The sequence below is a fragment of the Chitinophaga sp. H8 genome (assembly GCF_040567655.1).
GTDB lineage: Bacteria > Bacteroidota > Bacteroidia > Chitinophagales > Chitinophagaceae > Chitinophaga > Chitinophaga defluvii.
This window is the reverse complement of record NZ_JBEXAC010000001.1, coordinates 287128-305271: the sequence shown is the minus strand read 5'-3', so window position 1 is coordinate 305271 and position 18144 is coordinate 287128. Positions and strand designations below refer to the sequence as shown.

The 18144-nt window shown below is 44.9% G+C and carries 12 protein-coding genes; 2 read left to right on the top strand and 10 right to left on the bottom strand.

The features are described 5' to 3' along the window. The first annotated feature begins 197 nt into the window (after nucleotides 1-197). Together ABR189_RS01250 and ABR189_RS01245 are read left to right on the top strand one after the other, a co-directional pair. Nucleotides 198-668 (top strand): VOC family protein, encoded by a 471-nt coding sequence (locus ABR189_RS01250; protein ID WP_354658615.1) that lies wholly within the window; start codon nucleotides 198-200, stop codon nucleotides 666-668. Nucleotides 669-791: 123 nt separating this feature from the next. Then, nucleotides 792-1352 carry a dihydrofolate reductase family protein gene (locus tag ABR189_RS01245; RefSeq protein WP_354658614.1) on the top strand — a complete coding sequence of 187 codons (561 nt, stop codon included), beginning with the start codon at nucleotides 792-794 and terminating at the stop codon, nucleotides 1350-1352. A 23-nt stretch (nucleotides 1353-1375) separates the two neighbouring features. Here ABR189_RS01245 and ABR189_RS01240 read toward each other — a convergent pair whose 3' ends face one another. The 10 genes from ABR189_RS01240 to ABR189_RS01195 all read right to left on the bottom strand — a co-directional run bounded on the left by ABR189_RS01240 (nucleotide 1376) and on the right by ABR189_RS01195 (nucleotide 17948). Further along, on the bottom strand, nucleotides 1376-2011 hold the full coding sequence (locus ABR189_RS01240; protein ID WP_354658613.1) for an endonuclease III domain-containing protein: 636 nt from the start codon (nucleotides 2009-2011) through the stop codon (nucleotides 1376-1378). 76 nt (nucleotides 2012-2087) lie between these two features. After that, nucleotides 2088-2789: a carbohydrate-binding family 9-like protein gene (locus ABR189_RS01235; protein ID WP_354658612.1), complete on the bottom strand. Its 702-nt coding sequence runs from the start codon at nucleotides 2787-2789 to the stop codon at nucleotides 2088-2090. A gap of 76 nt (nucleotides 2790-2865) precedes the next feature. After that, entirely contained in the window at nucleotides 2866-3930 is a 1065-nt protein-coding gene (locus ABR189_RS01230; RefSeq protein WP_354658611.1) for a DUF4838 domain-containing protein, read from the bottom strand. 46 nt (nucleotides 3931-3976) lie between these two features. Then, nucleotides 3977-5686: a RagB/SusD family nutrient uptake outer membrane protein gene (locus ABR189_RS01225; RefSeq protein ID WP_354658610.1), complete on the bottom strand. Its 1710-nt coding sequence runs from the start codon at nucleotides 5684-5686 to the stop codon at nucleotides 3977-3979. A 30-nt stretch (nucleotides 5687-5716) separates the two neighbouring features. After that, nucleotides 5717-8965 carry a TonB-dependent receptor gene (locus ABR189_RS01220; RefSeq protein ID WP_354658609.1) on the bottom strand — a complete coding sequence of 1083 codons (3249 nt, stop codon included), beginning with the start codon at nucleotides 8963-8965 and terminating at the stop codon, nucleotides 5717-5719. Nucleotides 8966-9210: 245 nt separating this feature from the next. Next, nucleotides 9211-10383: a FecR domain-containing protein gene (locus ABR189_RS01215; protein WP_354658608.1), complete on the bottom strand. Its 1173-nt coding sequence runs from the start codon at nucleotides 10381-10383 to the stop codon at nucleotides 9211-9213. A gap of 121 nt (nucleotides 10384-10504) precedes the next feature. Beyond that, complete coding sequence (locus ABR189_RS01210) at nucleotides 10505-11092, bottom strand: RNA polymerase sigma factor (RefSeq protein WP_354658607.1); 588 nt, start codon at nucleotides 11090-11092, stop codon at nucleotides 10505-10507. A gap of 184 nt (nucleotides 11093-11276) precedes the next feature. Further along, nucleotides 11277-13073, bottom strand: a complete 1797-nt coding sequence (locus tag ABR189_RS01205) for a DUF4838 domain-containing protein (RefSeq protein ID WP_354658606.1) — start codon at nucleotides 13071-13073, stop codon at nucleotides 11277-11279. A 40-nt stretch (nucleotides 13074-13113) separates the two neighbouring features. Then, nucleotides 13114-14625, bottom strand: coding sequence for a RagB/SusD family nutrient uptake outer membrane protein (locus ABR189_RS01200; protein ID WP_354658605.1), 1512 nt, complete (start codon nucleotides 14623-14625; stop codon nucleotides 13114-13116). Nucleotides 14626-14636: 11 nt separating this feature from the next. Further along, nucleotides 14637-17948 (bottom strand): TonB-dependent receptor, encoded by a 3312-nt coding sequence (locus tag ABR189_RS01195; RefSeq protein WP_354658604.1) that lies wholly within the window; start codon nucleotides 17946-17948, stop codon nucleotides 14637-14639. Nucleotides 17949-18144: the final 196 nt, after the last annotated feature.

Below are 18144 nucleotides of genomic sequence, written 5' to 3'. Positions count from 1 at the left end.
GACTGACTAATTACCCTCCTTCTTATCTGTCGCAATTAGCCCCCAAGATTGTCGTTTCTGCACCGTATTCAAGCCAGATACTTAAAGTAAGTTTGTATTACAAAATTGTTGACAAGGCAACCCTAAACGGAGTGTTTTGTAATGAAGGAAACATGTAATACCACGAACTCCAATAAGTTTAATTTAAAACAATTACTATGCAAAAGGTCACCCCTTTCTTATGGTTCGATGGCAGAGCCGAGGAAGCCATGAATTTTTATACCACTGTTTTTAAAAATGCAAAAGTAGGCAACGTAAGCCGTTATGGCGAAGCGGGGCCGGGCACCAAAGGGAGTGTCATGTCGGCCACCTTTGAACTGGAAGGGCAACAATTCTATGCACTAAATGGCGGGCCTCAATTTTCTTTCACGCCTGCTGTTTCCTTTTACGTAGACTGCAAAACACAGGAGGAAGTGGACTATTACTGGGAAAAGCTCTCCGAAGGAGGACGTAAAGACCGCTGCGGTTGGTTGCAGGACAAATTTGGCTTATCCTGGCAAATTGTTCCCTCTATTCTGAGTGAGTTACTCCATGGTATGAATATGGAGAAATCCCAGAAAGTAATGAAAGCTATGATGCAAATGGATAAGCTTAATATCCAGCAATTAAAAGACGCATATGGCGAATAAATAACCTGCTCCTTTCCGCCTAATCTGCCCTCACCGGTAACTTCAACTCCCCGGATCAGCCTGTGGGTACCAATACGGTGAGGGTACTATTTTTATATGTAATCACCAATTTAATCCAATAAAATGGGAAAAATAACGGCATTCAATTTTATCTCATTGGATGGTTATTATGAAGCATCTCCGGGAGATATCAGCTGGCATCAGCATGATGCAGAAGGAAACAAATTTTCTGAAGAGATGCTCGCTGCCAACAATACCCTGCTATTTGGGCGGGTTACCTATGAACTAATGGTTAGCTACTGGCCTACACCTTATGCTTTGGAAAACGACCCCATAGTAGCAGCAGGTATGAATAAGGCGGAGAAAATTGTATTCTCACAAACCCTAAAAGAAGCCAGTTGGAACAATACCTCCCTGATGAAGCACAACATCCTGGAAGAAATAAAATCACTCAAACAAAAGGATGGTAAAAATATGGCCATACTGGGTAGCGGCAGTATTATAACCCAGTTTGCGCAAGCCGGTTTAATCGATGAATACCAGCTACTCATTGACCCTATAGCCATAGGTGGTGGCACCTCCATATTCAGGGGAATCAAAAACAAATTACCACTCAAGCTAAAAAAGACAAAGGTATTTAAGAATGGTAGTGTGCTGCTTTGCTATGAACCAGCTACCGAGTGAAGGTAGATCTCCCCAGGACATTATTACATACTTTTCTTGGTTCCCTGATAATACATACACACGGGGTTCATCAGGCATTCACCACACTTAGGAGTAGGTCTGCATATTTCCCGGCCCAGAAAAGACATCGCCATTCCTGCATCCCAATCTGCAGGTGGTAATACTTCCATGATTTGTTTTTCTATTTTTTTGGGGTCTGTACCTGAAGCAATACCCAGCCGGGGGGCTACACGTACTACATGCAGGTCTACAATCACGCCCTCCGGTTTTACACCGGCTTCCCGCATAATTACATTAGCTGATTTCCGGCCTATCCCCGGCAGCTCAGTAAGGGTATCCTGTGTAAGGGGAATATTACTGTCTTTCTTAATTTTCTGCGCCATTTCCACCAGCCAGTTCGCTTTATTGCCAAAGTTGCGCACCTTACCTATGTACGGAAAAAGATCTTCCGGTGTAGCGCCTGAAAGCGCCTGCATATTAGGGAAAGCCTTAAAAAAATCCGGCCCCAGCTGATTGATGTGCCGGTCTGAATCCTGTGCAGATAGTACCACTCCTACTACCAGCTGGTAAGTATTTTCATAATCCAGGGGATGCTTTTTCCCCTTATATTTTTTGAGCAGGGGTTGTATGGCTTTGGGCCAGTTGATTGCAGTAGACATGGCGGCGTATTTTAGAGAATAAATCTAACAATAATCTACGAGAATAGTATACGCCGCTTAACTGATATTAGTAACTTCATTCAAATTCAAACACCCCAAACGCAGAGGGAATGTGGAAATCCGGTGTTGCACTTTTAGGCGTAATCCAGGAATGCCACTCCACATCATTTTCATCAGCGCCGAAATAATCCCCGCAGAATACACCAGTATATAATTTAAAAGGTTTTGTATCTCCGGCAGCTTGTCCGGCGATCTGACGTAGAGCAGCCAAAGGGATACGGCCTTCCACAGTGTACCCTCCCTTTTTAACACGGGCGGATAACACTAATCCTGGTAAATCCCAACTATTATCAAATACCCGGTAATGCTTCGCACGGTATGACAATACTTTATCTGCCGGACTCATTTCCAGGCAATAATAATTTTTAAGATCCGGCTTATCAGAGAAAAATAGCTCCACCCTATCCCCCTTAGCCACATCAGTTTCCTCCTGTGAAACATACAGCATAAGTGTAGTATCTGTCACTTCAAATCCGAAATAAAAATACTGGCGATCCGTAAAAGAACGGTAGTTCGCAATATGATCTGTTCTTTTTACCCAGGGTGATCTTAAATCCACCGGGGTAACCTCCGTCCATTCTTTTTCAGACAACTGGCCATCCAGTTTCACATCACTTTGCGTCAGGGATTTGATCTGCAGGGTATTGCCTGCTGGCACCTGTGCGCAACCAGCGCCATAAAAGAGAAAAGATAATAAGACAAATGCTATTGATTTCATAACCTGAGATATTTAAAGCAGCTGGCTGAAAGGGCCACAAAAGTTACTCATCAGCCAGCCGCTTATCTTATTTAAATTATGGTTTATAGTGCTTTAAAAAGTCGCCATACTCGTTGATAAATGAAATATCCTGATACTTATTCGCATAGTCCTGGTCAATATATACAGCAAAGCTCACAATCTGCCGGATACCTCTTTTTGCGTAAGCTTCCACATCCTGCTGAAAAATTTCCTTCTTCCAGGGAAGTTTTACAGCTGGTTTCTTCCAGTCACTGAACAGGGAATCATCCAGCCAGTATTCCAATACCTCTGCTGTTTCTACCGGGAATACCTTCAGATTATTTTCCAGGTGCTCAATATAATCAGCATTTTTGATATCTACATCCTCTCTTTTAGCAGTAGGATGGGTAATCGGAAAGTTCCAGGTACGCTGAAACGGCGCAAACTGCAGAAAAATCCCCTCTTCGGGCTTAACTTTCTCCGGTGCTTTGATCGTACGCTGATAGGCCAGGTGTGCCAGGGTATTACGCTTGTCTTCCTGTTTTAGCGCTTTCACAATTTCATTTTCGATGATCAGTGCCTGATCACTGTCGGAGTAGTCTTTGCAAAGCGGGCAAAAACAACGTTCTCCTCCATCATCCAGCCAAAAGAAATAACGACCGGTAGTAGACTTGTTTAATTCCATGTCCTTCACTACATTTTCCCGGATGATTTTCAACGCCGGTGCGGAATGAGCGCAACAATTATAATCCGGTACACGTTCCCCTTTTTCATTCATCCGGAACATTTCCGGATTCTTTTCAAACAAATTGCGGGGCAACAGCTGTCCCATGGCATGCTGATCATGCTCTATCTCAATGTTGTATTTACGGCAGTCTTTTAAGAACTTTTGCCATTTCTCCGACGACTTCACACCTTCTGCTACCGTAATGCCTAAGGTAGTAAGCCCTGCTTTATGTGCCAGGGATGCCCAATCCAGGGTAAGATCTTCCCAGGCTATTATTACCTTCCTAGTTTTGATAAAGGGAGTACTGTCTGATACTTCTTCCTTCCCTTTTGAACTACAGGCAAATAATCCTGGCTGGGTGAGCAATATTGCCGAAAGCCCGGCCTTCTTTATAAAATCACGTCTTGAATTCATATCTCTTTACTTTTAGCTTATTTTTTCCCGGTAAGGCAGCGTATCTCTACCATCCGGGGTTCTGTTCCATATTGGGATTCTTATCCAACTCTGTTTGCGGAATAGGAAACAGATAATGTTTCTTTTTGTCAAACACCCGGTTTTGAAATACCGGATAGGTAAATACGTTATTTTCATCTATCATCACCTTATGCACCGCACGGTTATCTACGATTTCCGCAATTTTCCACCGGCGCACATCCCAGAAACGATGATCTTCAAACGCCAGTTCTATCCTTCGCTCATGACGGATACGTTCCCGCATGTCTTCTTTAGGCAGCCCTGTGGGAACATCGGGCATCCCTACCCGGTTGCGGATTTCATGCAATGCATTAAAAGCAGCACCGGCAGCGCCATTGACTTCATTCTCCGCTTCTGCATAGTTCAGATACAATTCTGCTAACCGGAAAAGTGCAAACCTTCTGTAAACGTTACCAGAATTAGTATAAAGATTATGTCCCTCAAAGCTGTATTTACGGCAGAAATAATTTACCCTTGGAATACCAAAAGTATTATTATCACCGCCACCAGGTCTGATATCAATAGTACGCCCCTGCCAATTTGCTCCAGGGTACAGGATACTCTGATAAAAACGGGGATCACGATCCACATAAGGATGCTGGGGGTCATATCCTGAAGCAGGGTTTACGATCTGTGTATTATCTGCATTGTATCCCAGTACAGGTAATTGCCCGTTTTTCATTTCATAGGCATCTACCATTTCCTGTAATGGCCCTTGCACATACCAACCTCCATTACCTAACGGAAATGCATAATAGTTCCACCAGATGCTCTCATTATTATTAGGCGTATTTCTGGCCCATATCACTTCCGGGTTGTCCAGCTCCAGGAAAATACGTTCATATGCCTGTGCATTATTTTTTTCTCCCTTAGACAACGTATAACCATTGGCCAGTGCATAGTCTAACGCCTCCTTGGCAGCAGTAGCGGCTTCTTTCCAGCGGTTCTGATCATTACCGGGATTCAACAGCGGGCTGGCATAAAAAAGGGTAACCCTGGACAATAATGCTCTTACAATGGTACCGGTAACACGACCATATTCACTATCATTAAATTTAGGCTGCAGGAACTCTTTTGCCTTGGCAATATCCCGTTTAATCAGGTCTACCACTTCCTCCGGCGTGTTACGGGCGAGGTGAATATTCTCTCCGCTGTTCGGATCCAATGTATGTTCCAGGACAGGTACCCCTCCCCACATTTTGAGTAATTCAAAATAATAGAATGCTCTTAAACCATAGGCTTCTCCTTTCAGTCTTTTCTTTCTGTCAGACGCCCCACTGCTAACCTCTTCGGGTATCAGATCATAGTTTTCGAGAAACATGTTAATACGGCGGATAGTAGCATAGTAGGCTTTCCACAAACGCCGCTGCGGGAATGATACCGAATTCCAGTTACCCAGGTTAAAGTCATACGGCGTTTCTGTTACAAAAGCGCTCTGCTGATAGCCCATTTCATCAGTGCCACCTCCCAGATGGTAACGCCCGCCACCATCTTCTGTGGTACGCTGAAAATCAGGCAACTCATTGTAAGCATTATTTAAAAAGGCAGTGGCATTATCAATATTGGAAAACACTTCTTCTCCACTGATGTAGTCACTTGGTGCTCTCTCCAGAAAATCTTTCTTACAGGACACACATAGCCATATCAATAAAAGTGCGGCGGTGGCATATTTCTTACCAGGCAATATTTTTTGCATAACAAGGCTTTTAATGCGGAAACACATTTTTTAGAATTTTACATTTACACCAATATTCATTACCCGCTGCAGCGGATAATTAATCACCGAATTCCCAAATGATTCAGGATCGCGGTCTTTCAACCACATTGAATCCCAGATCAGCAGATTTTGCCCATTCAGATAAATACGCACATACTGGATCCTGAACGGCCGTAATATACTGGCTGGTAATTCATACCCCATTTCCGCATTACGTAACTTCAGGTAATCGGTTTTTTGTACTAACAGATCAGATAAAGGGCTGTTGTTGCCCGAAGCATGTGCAACCGGTACACGGGCATTATCACCCAGTTCAGGTGTCCAGCGTTGTAACTGTAACAAGCTGCCTGCATACATGACTACACTGCCGGAACCACCGGTAGCACCATTCAGCAGCAAACTGATATCAAACCCTTTATAACTGGCTCCCATAGACAATCCGCCCACATAACGTGGCACATTTTGCAACTGAATAGGTACCCGGTCAAAAGCGTTGATCACTCCATCATTATTCACATCTTCATACTTGATATCTCCGGGAATCACCTTGCTGAAGTTTTGTGCAGGACTTTTGGCAATATCTGCTGCATCCTTAAAGAATCCGATAGCACGATACCCCAAAGCATAACCATACTCATATCCTTTCAGATCCTGATAAGGAAATGCAGGTGCTGGTTCATCATTTTCCAGTATTTTATTTCGGGCATAGGTCAACTGTATGTTGGCAAATACTTTTACCTGCCCAAACTGTTTATTCAAACGCAGCTCACCTTCAAAACCACGGTTCTGCATTACACCAGTATTCCTGGCAGCCAGCCCCGTGATACCCACAAAGTCAGGCACTGTACCTGGCTTCGTCAAAATACTGGTACGCTTTTCCCGGAACACATCAAAACTCAGCTGTACTTCTCCCTGCCGGAAAAATGAAAGGTCTATTCCTGCATTACTTTTTGCTGCACGTTCCCAGGTCACGAAGCTGTTACCCACAATATTTTCGCTATATCCTGGTGCATCATTGGGTGAGGTACCAAACCGAAAACCACCACCTGGCGCAAAATCACTGATAAACTGCCATCTGCCGCCTCCTATTTTATCATTCCCTGCAATACCATGCGACATTCGCAGCTTCATAAAATCGAGCCAGCCTGCCTGCTTCAGGAAATTTTCTTCACTCACTACCCACGCAGCAGAAAAGGCTGGAAACATACCATAACGTTTTCCCTTGGGGAAGTTTTCAGATCCATTATAACCCACATTTACTTCCGCAAAATATTTCAGCTTGTAATTGTAAGTAAAGTGGCCACTCACCCCCTGATACGTATAAGGCAGATCATTATCTATTACACGCAGGGTCCTGTTGCCCAGTATCTGCCCGGTTATACCATGCACACCGAAAGTGCGGTTGTAATTCAGCCGCAGGTCCAGATAATTGTAACGTACAATAGAACTTCCACCGCTGGTGGCTAAACGGGAAGCAATCCCTATCTTCTTATAAGGCTCCGGATCATTTTCTCCTCTGTACCAGTAAGAATCGAAGGATTGTAATCTTTGGGTTGTTTTATAGTTATCGTTTTCAAAAGAGAAGAATAACTGTGCACTCAGACCATTTGTGATAAAATCCAGGTCATGCTTGGCCGACAAGGTACCGTACATCACATTGGTATAGTTGGTATAATAGCCGCTATTGGTGATCATCCCATAAGGGTTCTGGTGATATGGAATTTCCAGTCCGCTACCAGCCCCCAGCGTACCATCCGGATTAAATACCGGCAACGCAGAAGGTGACCTGCCGGTAATTTCACTAAACACTTCACTGAAACCGGGGCCAGGGCCTGTACGGTTTTCCAGCCGGCCGGCCAGATCTACCCGCAAATGAAGCATGGACGTGGCATCCAGGTCAATATTGGAACGGAAGTTATACCGGTCAAACTTACTCTTCACGCCATAGTTATCATTGAAAATATCGTCATATTTCAACAGTGTTCCCTGTTTGATATAACTACCGGATACAAAATAGCGGATCATATTGGTGCTGCCGGATACATTCAGATTATACTGGCTCTGCATGGATGTTTTCTTCAGCAACTCATCAAACCAATTCACATTGGGATACAGGTAAGGATCACTGCCATCTTTTATTTTCTGTAATACTTCGTCTGTATAACGTACCGGCTGCTCCCCGTTAATATCGGATTCCCTGAAGTAAAGTGCCTGGTTGTAGGCATCCATCATACGGGGCAAACGTACCGGTTGCTGCACGGCCTGCTGTACAGTAAAGTTGAGGGCTGGCTTTTGATTGGAAGATCCTCTTTTGGTGGTCACCACAATCACCCCGTTGGCACCTTGTATACCATATAGTGCGGAAGAGGTGGCATCTTTCAGAATAGATACCGATTCGATCTCGTTGGCGTCCAGCTGATTAAAATCTGCCTGTGCACGGGGTAAGCCATCAATTACTACCAATGGTGCAGAGTTGCCATACGTACCAATACCTCTGATATACAGCTTGGCTGCATCTTCTCCGGGCTCACCGGAGTTCTGCACCGTGATCAGCCCCGGCAGCCTTCCCGCAAGGGCATTACTTAAATTGGCTACCGGACTTTGTTTAAGTTCCTTGGTCTGAATAGTAGCCACTGCACCTGTAATAGAGCGCTTAGTCTGACGGTTGCTCATACCCACTACGACTACTTCGTCCATAGAACGGGCGCCTGCCTTGAGTTGTACATTTATTACAGCACGGCCATTCACGGCAATTTCCAGCTTATCATATCCAACGTATGTAAATACCAGCGTATCATTGGCCTTATGTGCCTGCAGGCTGTACTTACCGTCCACCGTAGTAGCTGCACCGGTAGTAGTGCCTTTCAGCAATACGGTAACACCCGGTAGCTTTTCGCCTATTTCATTGGTCACTACTCCGCTTACAGTAAACCCATCCTTTACCTGCTCCTCCGTGCTTTCCTTTAGCCGGGGCTTCAGCGCAATAGTTTGCTGTATAATCGTATAGGTAAATGGCTGATCCCGGAAACAGGCATCCAGTACAGAGGCCAGCGGCGCCTTCGCCACCGAGATACTCACCTTTTTGGTTTGTTGCAGCCAGTCGTCATTATATACAAAGTTGTATCCCGTTTGCTGGCGGATTTCATTAAACACCCGTTCAAGCGGTACATTTTTCAGTGATAGGGATACCTGCTGTGATAAGGAACTGGCACTGATATGCAGGCAAAACACAGTTAGAAAAAAAGCTGTCATTCTCATGACGCGTAAAATTTTGGCTGATAAAAGCCTCCTTTCCCGGAAGGCTATAACATGATGATCCAATTGCATACATTTGCATTGTTTGGGTTTGGTAATCAATAATCTTAGCGGATTCGTTGGTACGGTATAACCCGGACGTTGCCAGGGGCGGTTCCAGCGCTCCTGGTTTTTTATAGGTCATACGTAGCCCTGCTATGGACCTTTGGTCATAGTTGCCTGTTGATTTTGGTTTGAATAAATAAGAATTACAATACGACAATCTTCTTCCCGGCTATCCTGAAATGTGCGCCGTTGGATGCCAATAATTTAAGTACTTCCGATACATTAATATTTCTGCTGATCATTCCGGACAACCGTATATCCGGCTGTCCTTCATATATAATATCCATGTCATACCAGCGGGCAATCTGCCGCATTACGCTTGGCAGATCTGCTTTCTGGAAATGAAACAGGCCATTTTTCCATGCGGCAGCATCTGCAGCATGGATGTCTTTACGCACTGCGATTTCTCCGGTAGCACTTACCTGTGCCTGTTGATCAGGCGCCAGCTGACGTTCTGTATTTCCTTGTGCTACTTTTACTGCACCTGCTATCAGGGTAGTGTTGATTGTTTTTTCATCGCGATAGGCCATAATGTTAAACCGTGTACCCAGTACTGTTACTTCCATAGGCACCCCATCTGCGCTGGCGGCAGCCACGCTCACCTTAAATGGCTGTGCAGCGTTTCCTGCCACTTCAAAATATGCTTCTCCTTCCAGGATCACTTTCCTTTCATTACCAGTAAAAGCAGTAGGATATTTTAATGAACTGGCGGCATTGAGCCATACCCTGGTGCCATCCGGCAGGGTTACGCCATAGGATCCTCCCCGCGGGGTTTTCAGGGTATTAAATTGTACGGTTGCACCACGTGCCTGCAATGCATTGGCTTCATAAGCCAGCTGGCCGCTATCTACCTTCATTACCTTTATTCCTCCCTGTTGCGCCAATGCGCCGTTCTGTGCACTATCCAACGTTATATGAGTACCGTCTGCCAGTGTCAGCACTGCCCTATTACCGCCGGGGGCTGCATCATTTACCAATGCGGCAGTGAGTGGAGATGGAGGTAACACCTCCTTTTTATGAAGTAACCACCAGGCGCCACCGCCCAATGTCAATATCAACACCGCTGCGGCGGCAATCCGTAACCAACGGGTACGGGATACAGGTACTACCGGTATTTCCCGCGCCTGGAAACCAAGACTGGCATCGATTTTTGCTTTCAGCTGTTCTCCACGGGCTGCCCTGCCGGCTTCATCCAGTCCCCAGGCATACTCTTCTTCCAATGCCTGATACCATGATTTCACACGCTCCTCTTCTTCCGGTGTACATTGGCCCGCCAGATAACGTTCCAGTAATAACCTGGCTTCCTGCCTATCCATACTGCTTTGTTTTAATTAAAATGATCGTGTAGGGTACAAGCCCTACTTATATGTGACCTGAAAAAGGTGAAGGTGGTAGAGCGGGAGGTACTTTTTTTTAAAAAAGTATGAGGTGGTAGTTTTACTTCCAGAACAGGGTGGTCAGATAAAAGGCTAATCCTACGGGTATATCTCCTATCCGGCTTCTGATCAGCTTTAACGCATAATACACCTGTTTCTTTACTGTTTCTTCTGATATCTGCATCTTTTCAGCGATCTCCCGGTGAGAGAGATGATGTTTACGGCTAAGCTGAAATACTTCCCGCATTTTATGCGGCATCTCTGCGATGGCAGCATCAATCTGCTGTTCCAGTTCCTGCACATATAGCCCGGATTCGATAGTGGGTAGGGCTGTGCCTTCAAAGTGGTCTGCCAGCCGTTTCAGATAATTAGAACGGGTAAGGTGCCGGGTGATATAACGGATGCTCATATAACGGGCACTGCTGAATAAATAAGCTGGAAGGGCCCCTTCCACCTGCAACTCACTGCGCCGCTTCCACAAGGATTCAAACAACTCCTGCACAATATCCTCTGCATCACTCTCCGAACGTACCGTCTTCATTACAGCTACCAGCAACTGGTACCAGTAACGCCCGTATATTTCGTTAAATGCGGCCTCCTGGCTGTTTTTTAACGCTTGCAGCAGTTCTATATCACTCAGCTCATGCATGCCTGATCCCTGGCCTTTATGGTGGTAAATAATGGTTGACAGTACCGGCTAAAGTAATAAAAATTACTTATTTACTGTAATGCTTCCCTATCTCCACAAAAAGGCCTGCTTTGCCCTGCCGGTCCTTTCAGGTTCCGGAAAATCAGGTACAAAGCAGGCCTATAGCTCTTTTGCGCAATAAATACTATGGTAGCGGAGGAAAATGCCCTACTCTCCATATAAAATACTGGCTGGGTACATCTATTCCATCATTACGGGCATTATGTTGTTTCACCAGGTTTGTTACCGCTTCCAGGTCTGCTGCTTTCCTGGTGGCAAAATAAGTAAAGTACAGCTGCATGCTCTCTACATAATCACCTATCCGCGCTATCCTGGTTTTAAGGGAGGTATCATTTACAGTCTTTTCCAGGTTCCTGATTTCTGTCAGAATAGGTTTTGCAGCAGCCGCAGCATACCGGCTCCTGATTTCCTGTACCCCTCTGTTGGGATCTTCCATGGAAAAGAAATCTCCCTTTTGCATCTCATATAAGATCTTATTGTAGATAGCTTGTACCTTATCTGCACTACCGGCATAATAACCGGCACAAAAAGCCTTCAATCGCTCCTGCGTATCTACACCTTCCTGCCAGAGGCCCTGACTCAGCAACCAATAATTTAAAGAACTTCTCCACCACATCTGAATAGGCAGATACAAGGATACCACACCACGGAAACCTGCTTTTACCATGTAATCAGCCGACCATAAGGCAAAATCCGGCCGCAGCCACACCTGTCCGGGCGAGCGCCAGTGGTCCGCCAGGTAGTATTCAAACTTATACACGCCATTTGCTTTGGCGGCGCCTTTTATCCAGCCCGCTTCCAGCTTGGGCTTGTCTTTTAAATCAGGACAATACAACACCGCCATATTATCTTCCAGTGGTTTCACCGGCGCTTCATAGGTTTCCGGTGTATAGGCAAGGTGCTCTACGATCACATCGGGGCGTACCGCTTTTACTTTCCGGGCTACATACGATATCGCGTTGTAAATGGTCTGATCCGATTTACAGTCATCACACTGACAATATCCTCCTGCGCCATCCAAAGGCCAGGTACCAATTATTTTTACCCAGGGCCTGTCCTTCACCCAATTGGTTAACTGGGTAGCATAATAGTCCAGCCCCTCTTTGTTGCTGTAACACATCTGCCCCTTCTGCCGCTTGCCTTTTATCAGTGCAAACCATTCAGGATGCAGAGGAAACAGTTTATTCCTGTCTAAATATTCATGCGTGTTGTGTTCGCCCATATTGATGATAAAATCACGTTTGGTCAGTTCCGGCAACACCGCTTTTTCAATAGCACCCTTGAAATAAACTTCCTGTGCCAGCCCCCCCGTGCCATCTGTAGGCCGGTCCTGCGATAACAGCACATAATTAAACCGCTGCTTCGCCATCCAGTCTACAATCTGCTGGGTGAGTACCGTCTGATCATCACGGATGCCATATAAAGCCAATCCTCTCCACTCCAAACGTGGCGTATGTGCAATACTTACCAGCGGAGCTGTTGCAATAACAGGAATCTGCTCCCACAGTTTGTCATCCGGATACACAAACCAGCAACCACAAGCCTCCAGGTATTGATATACTGCATATAAAATACCGCGGGGGTGAGAAGCTCTGATGATCATCCCTTCTTCCAGCGGCGTAATCGTATACCCGTCCCATTTAATCCCGTATGCTGTATCCAGTGATAAATAAATATTTCCCTTCTTCAACTTTCCGGCAACTGTTTTTCCTTTTACAATGGATAAAGATAATCCCGTCATCTTTTGCCAGTATTTCACCAGTTCTTCGGCGGCAAAGACTACCGTTGCATTTTCACTTCCCTGCTGAATACAAACAGTTTTTATTCTCTTTACCGGTACACTTGTCCCATTGCTGGCCTGCATAACAACAGGCCATAGTAACAGGCATAGCATTCCCATATAAATGATCCATTTATTCATGACATGTGATATTAAGTTTTAAAAGTTCAATGCGCAGGTTCTACCACCCTGTATTTTGCTTGCACAAGGTATTGGTCTGTATTTCCTTGGCTGGAATAGGCAAGTAATAATGCCGTTTATTAAAGTTGGCAAAACGGGTAGGATCCTGCGCTTTCAATTCCTGTTCCAGCAGCCCCCATCTTCTCAGATCATAAAACCGCTCTCCTTCTTTAAAGAATTCAATAGCCCGCTGATGCATGAGTTCTTTTTTTACAGTTACCGCATCTTTGGCGCCGGTATATGGCAACAAGTTCCCGCCACGGGTACGGATCTGATCAATATAGGTTACTGCACCCGCCGGATTATTCAAGCCTAACTCACACTCTGCCAGCAATAACACCACATCGGCAAACCGCATGGCGCGCTCATTGATATATGATCCGATATCACCCGCCTCTTCTGTACGGGTACGCGAATTTGAATTTTTAATGATCCAATAGCTTTTTATTTCTGTAGCATTCAGCACCTCCCGGATGGGCTTCATATAATACATACATCCCGGATAATCCCAGGCTATTGCTGTAGTGGCACGATAGTCAAAGCCACCACTGGCAGATTTTTCCTGCAGAAAAATATCCATCATCTTTTTGGTTGGCCAGGCTTCAAACCATCCCTTTACACTTCCTGCGGCATACTCTACTGCAATGGTAGTCGTTTGTGCAGAGTTGGCTCCTTCTCCATTATCCCATTGATCTGTACCTCCTACCGGCTCATACAGGATTTCAAAAATGCTTTCTGCATTATTCTCATGTGCCTCATCAAAATTCCAGGCATAGTCGTCTACCAGCCGGTAAGTATAAGGGGCTTTAGTAAGCGGTGCCAATACTTCCTTTGCATCTTTCCAGCGTTCATTATATACATATAGTTTACCCAGGTAAGCATAAGCGGTACCACTGGTAGGCTTTCCTATTTTATTGGCAACCGGCAACAGCACAGCTGCTTCTTTAAAATCCTTTTCTGCCTGCGCATAGATGTCTGCCTGAGGCGATTTGGCCAGCATAAAAGTAGCCGGGTCCTGAGAGGCTGTTAATCTGAGTGGGGCATCTCCAAACTCTTTGGCCAGCATAAAGAAATACAGTCCGCGTATAAACAGGGCTTCTGCACGTATACTTTTCACAAACTCGGCAGAGAACTGCTTTCCTTCAATATTATCCAGGATACTGTTAGCTCTGTATATGGCATTATAAAACTGGTAAAACATATTATTGGCCCCCGCGTTATTGGGGTCATTGGTGAATCGGTGCATGGCATAGATCTCGTTGATATCATTCCTGAATTCAATATCATCTGCACGGGAAATACGCGCCATTAACCCACGGGTACCATAATACCCACCATTCCAGTTTTTAAGTGGTGTATAGCAGGAGGTAATGGCCTGCTTAAAATCTTTTTCACTTTTCCAGAAAGTTTCGCTGGTTACCTTGTTGGGGTTTGTCAGATCCAGACGGCCCTGACAGCTACTCAACACTACAGCAGCAAAGTATACGATAGCTAATTTAAATGTATTCATCATTGTACTGCTTTTTAGAATCCAAGATTAAGACCGATCATAAATACCCTGTTTACCGGGAAAACAAAATTGTCAAACCCGCGGGAAGTAGCATTACCACTGTTAATATCAGGGGTATAACCACTGTAGTTGGTAATGGTAAACAGGTTTTCCACATTGGCGTATACCCGTACCTTTTGCAGTTTATCGTTGAAAATATGTTTAGGTAAAGTGTAACCTACCTGGATATTCCTTACCCGGAAAAAGGAACCACTCTCCAGGTACCGGTCTGATTGCGGACGGCTGTTCTGGTTAGGATCATCCCACACCAGCCGGGGATGCGTGGCCCCTGTATTTGTTTCACTCCAGTAATCCAGGGTAGAGGTCAGAAAGTTACTTCCTTTGGTCACACCTTCCAGCTCCAGACGGGTGGCATTATAGATCTTATTTCCAAATACACCCTGCAACCCTAATAATACATCTATGCCCTTGTAAGAAAAATTAGTGTTTAATCCCATTGTCAAAGTAGGGAAAGGGCTGCCACAATATTCCCGGTCATCATCAGTGATTTTACCATCATTATTCTTATCTCTGAAGCGGATATCACCTGGTTTTGCATTGGGTTGGATGAGTTTTCCATCTTTATTATAATCATCAATCTCTTTCTGGTTCTGAAACAATCCCTCCGTTTTAATCAGCCAGAATCCACCTATCGGAAATCCTGCCAGTGTTTTGGTTGTAGATACATTGGTACGGTTAGCCCCTCCATTTATTACCTGGTTTGCTTCTCCCATCGCAATGACCTCATTCTTCATGGCATTACCGGTCAGGGTCACTCCCCAGCTGAAGTCTTTAGAGGTAGCTTCATTCCATCCCAGCGTTACTTCCACTCCGGTATTCTTGATCCTGCCCGCATTACGTACCGGATCATTGGCGCCACCTGTAGAAATAGGAATAGGTACGGTGAGTAAGATATCTTTTGTATGCTTATAGTACCAGTCACCTGTAAACGTTAATTTGTTTTTGAACAAAGAAAGGTCCACACCGATATTGGTCATTGCAGTTTCTTCCCATTTAATGAGCGGATTGGCAAACTCTTTGGGGAAAGCGCCATTCACTATGCCACCAGCGCCATCAGGGTAGTTAATATTGGAAGTAATGGTACTGGTATACATGTAATTATCTATTTCCTGGTTACCCAGTACCCCATATCCCCCACGGATCTTGAACTGATCCAGCCAGCTCACGCCCTTCATAAATTGTTCTTCCGCTACATTCCAGCCCAGGGAAACAGAAGGGAAGTTGCCGTAACGATTGTTCCGGGCAAACTTGGAAGAACCATCCCTGCGGTAAGTTAAAGTGATAAGATAACGGTAATCATAAGAATAGAACAGCCTGGAAATAACGGAAGTCAATGCACTTTCATAAGAGGTCGTATTGTTCAGCCGGTCTTGCGTAGCAGCACCTACTTCATAAATACCATCGGGCATACCTTTGCCGGAAGCCATGATATAACGGTTCTTATAATTCTGGAAAGAATAGCCTAATAAAGCACTCACTTTATGCTTGCCCATTGTTTTCTCGTAAGAAAGCAGGTTTTCTATCAACAGGTTATTATTAGTAGTACGGTCTTCCGTCATACTGGAGATATCCCTGGAGGTTAGCCCGAAATCGTAGGCGTTGTTGTAATCAGAAGAGCGGGTGATAGAGAAATCGGGTGTTGCATTCAGTCTGTACTTTAATCCAAAAGGTAATTTCAACTCCGCATACAGGTTAATAAAAGCGCTGTAATCATTCCAGGTTCTTTTGGTCAGCCTTTCATCAATCAGTCCTAAAGGATTGGGTACATCCACAGCATCACCATATACTTTTCCATAACCACCACCCGGATTCGTTGGATCATAGGCACTCAGGGTAGGAATAGACTGGAGGATGATGCCGAGGTAACCACCACGGGCAAAATTAAACATGGGTTTATTCTGTTGTGCGCTGAATACCACGTTGTTTCCTACAGTAAGCCAGCCACGTTTGTATTCTGATTTAAACTGTGCATTATACCGCTTGTAGTTCGTGCCTTTCACCACGCCTTCCTGGTCCATATATCCTAGTCCGGTGTAATAGGTAAAATATTTACTGCCACCTTTGATAGTGATATTATGATTCTGCATCAATGCAGGTCGCAGCATCATATCCTGCCAGTTATTGTTTTCCTTTTGGTCCAGGTTTTGTGCCATTTCCAATGCAGGCTTGCCGATAGCAGCTCTGGACAGCGTAGTAAGCGTAGCCCATTGGTTAGCATCCAGCATCTTAAGATACCTGGAAGGTGTTTGTACGCCAAAGTTGGTAGAAAATTCAAATACAGGCTTGCCATCTGTATTGGAGCCGGACTTGGTAGTAACAATGATCACCCCATTCGCAGCACGGGAACCATAAATAGCGGCAGAAGAAGCATCTTTCAATACATCGATGCTTTCAATATCGTTGGGATTAATGTGATCCATGCCATTCATGTACATGCCATCCACTATATATAAGGGATTCGCATTATTGAGGGTACCAATCCCCCGGATCATAATACGGCTGCCGGCACCCGGAGCGCCCCCCTGAGATACAATATCCACACCGGCAATCTTCCCCTGCAAGGCCTGCCCTATGTTTACATTACTTTGTGTATTCAGCTTGCTGGCACTGATATTTGAAACAGCTCCGGTCAGGTCTGCTTTGCGTTGCACACCATACCCAATGGCCACTACTGCATCCAGTCCTATAGATTCATTTTCCATTACGATGTTAAAAGATGCCTGGCCATTTACCGGTACTTCCTTTGTTTTCATACCCATAAAGGAAAATATCAGTGTACCAGCTGCAGGTACTGCTGGCAATTGAAAAACACCAGCCCCATTGGTAGTGGTGCCACTGCCACTCCCTTTCACCATCACCGTAACGCCCGGAATGGCTTCCCCCGATGGCACCGTTACTTTACCAGCCACCGCAATATTATGCCGGGTAGTATCCGGCATAGCAAAAGTGTCATCCAGCAGCTGCCTGGGTTTTCTTTTCGGCTTTATCTTCACTACATTATCTTCTATTACATAATATACCGGCTGCTCTTTCAGGCATTTGTCCAGTACCGTTTGCACAGATGCATTTTTCAGGTCTATGCTTACCGGAAAGGTTCCCTGTAGTATGGCTTCATTGTAAACAATCGTCACATCAGATTGCAGGATAATTTCTGCAAATACCTTTTGTAAAGGAGCATTCTTTAAGGCCAGTGTTACCTTCTGAGAGTAACCAGCGGCACTCAACTGTAAAAAAGAAACGAGGAGCAAAAAGGTTGTCATTTTCATAACCAGGCACGTTTTACTTCGTGGATAATGCCGTAGAGCTTTTTCTGTGAAATTACGCATGGCAATATTAACAGATAGCCATCGCATCAGTGGAATTTTACCCATAAAATTTAAATACATTAAGGTTGAATGTTCGTTTATTCTATAAAATCCCCTCCACCAGCCTGCTAGTATAGCTGGTGTCTTTCCGGGGTAT

What these genes read in the sequence shown, in the direction of transcription:
- ABR189_RS01230 (WP_354658611.1), bottom strand. Translation starts at nt 3,930, where the DNA reads ATGAATTCAAGACGTGATTTTATAAAGAAGGCCGGGCTTTCGGCAATA.
- ABR189_RS01215 (WP_354658608.1), bottom strand. Translation starts at nt 10,383, where the DNA reads ATGGATAGGCAGGAAGCCAGGTTATTACTGGAACGTTATCTGGCGGGC.
- ABR189_RS01250 (WP_354658615.1), top strand. Translation starts at nt 198, where the DNA reads ATGCAAAAGGTCACCCCTTTCTTATGGTTCGATGGCAGAGCCGAGGAA.
- ABR189_RS01240 (WP_354658613.1), bottom strand. Translation starts at nt 2,011, where the DNA reads ATGTCTACTGCAATCAACTGGCCCAAAGCCATACAACCCCTGCTCAAA.
- ABR189_RS01195 (WP_354658604.1), bottom strand. Translation starts at nt 17,948, where the DNA reads ATGAAAATGACAACCTTTTTGCTCCTCGTTTCTTTTTTACAGTTGAGT.
- ABR189_RS01200 (WP_354658605.1), bottom strand. Translation starts at nt 14,625, where the DNA reads ATGATGAATACATTTAAATTAGCTATCGTATACTTTGCTGCTGTAGTG.
- ABR189_RS01245 (WP_354658614.1), top strand. Translation starts at nt 792, where the DNA reads ATGGGAAAAATAACGGCATTCAATTTTATCTCATTGGATGGTTATTAT.
- ABR189_RS01235 (WP_354658612.1), bottom strand. Translation starts at nt 2,789, where the DNA reads ATGAAATCAATAGCATTTGTCTTATTATCTTTTCTCTTTTATGGCGCT.
- ABR189_RS01205 (WP_354658606.1), bottom strand. Translation starts at nt 13,073, where the DNA reads ATGAATAAATGGATCATTTATATGGGAATGCTATGCCTGTTACTATGG.
- ABR189_RS01225 (WP_354658610.1), bottom strand. Translation starts at nt 5,686, where the DNA reads ATGCAAAAAATATTGCCTGGTAAGAAATATGCCACCGCCGCACTTTTA.
- ABR189_RS01210 (WP_354658607.1), bottom strand. Translation starts at nt 11,092, where the DNA reads ATGCATGAGCTGAGTGATATAGAACTGCTGCAAGCGTTAAAAAACAGC.
- ABR189_RS01220 (WP_354658609.1), bottom strand. Translation starts at nt 8,965, where the DNA reads ATGAGAATGACAGCTTTTTTTCTAACTGTGTTTTGCCTGCATATCAGT.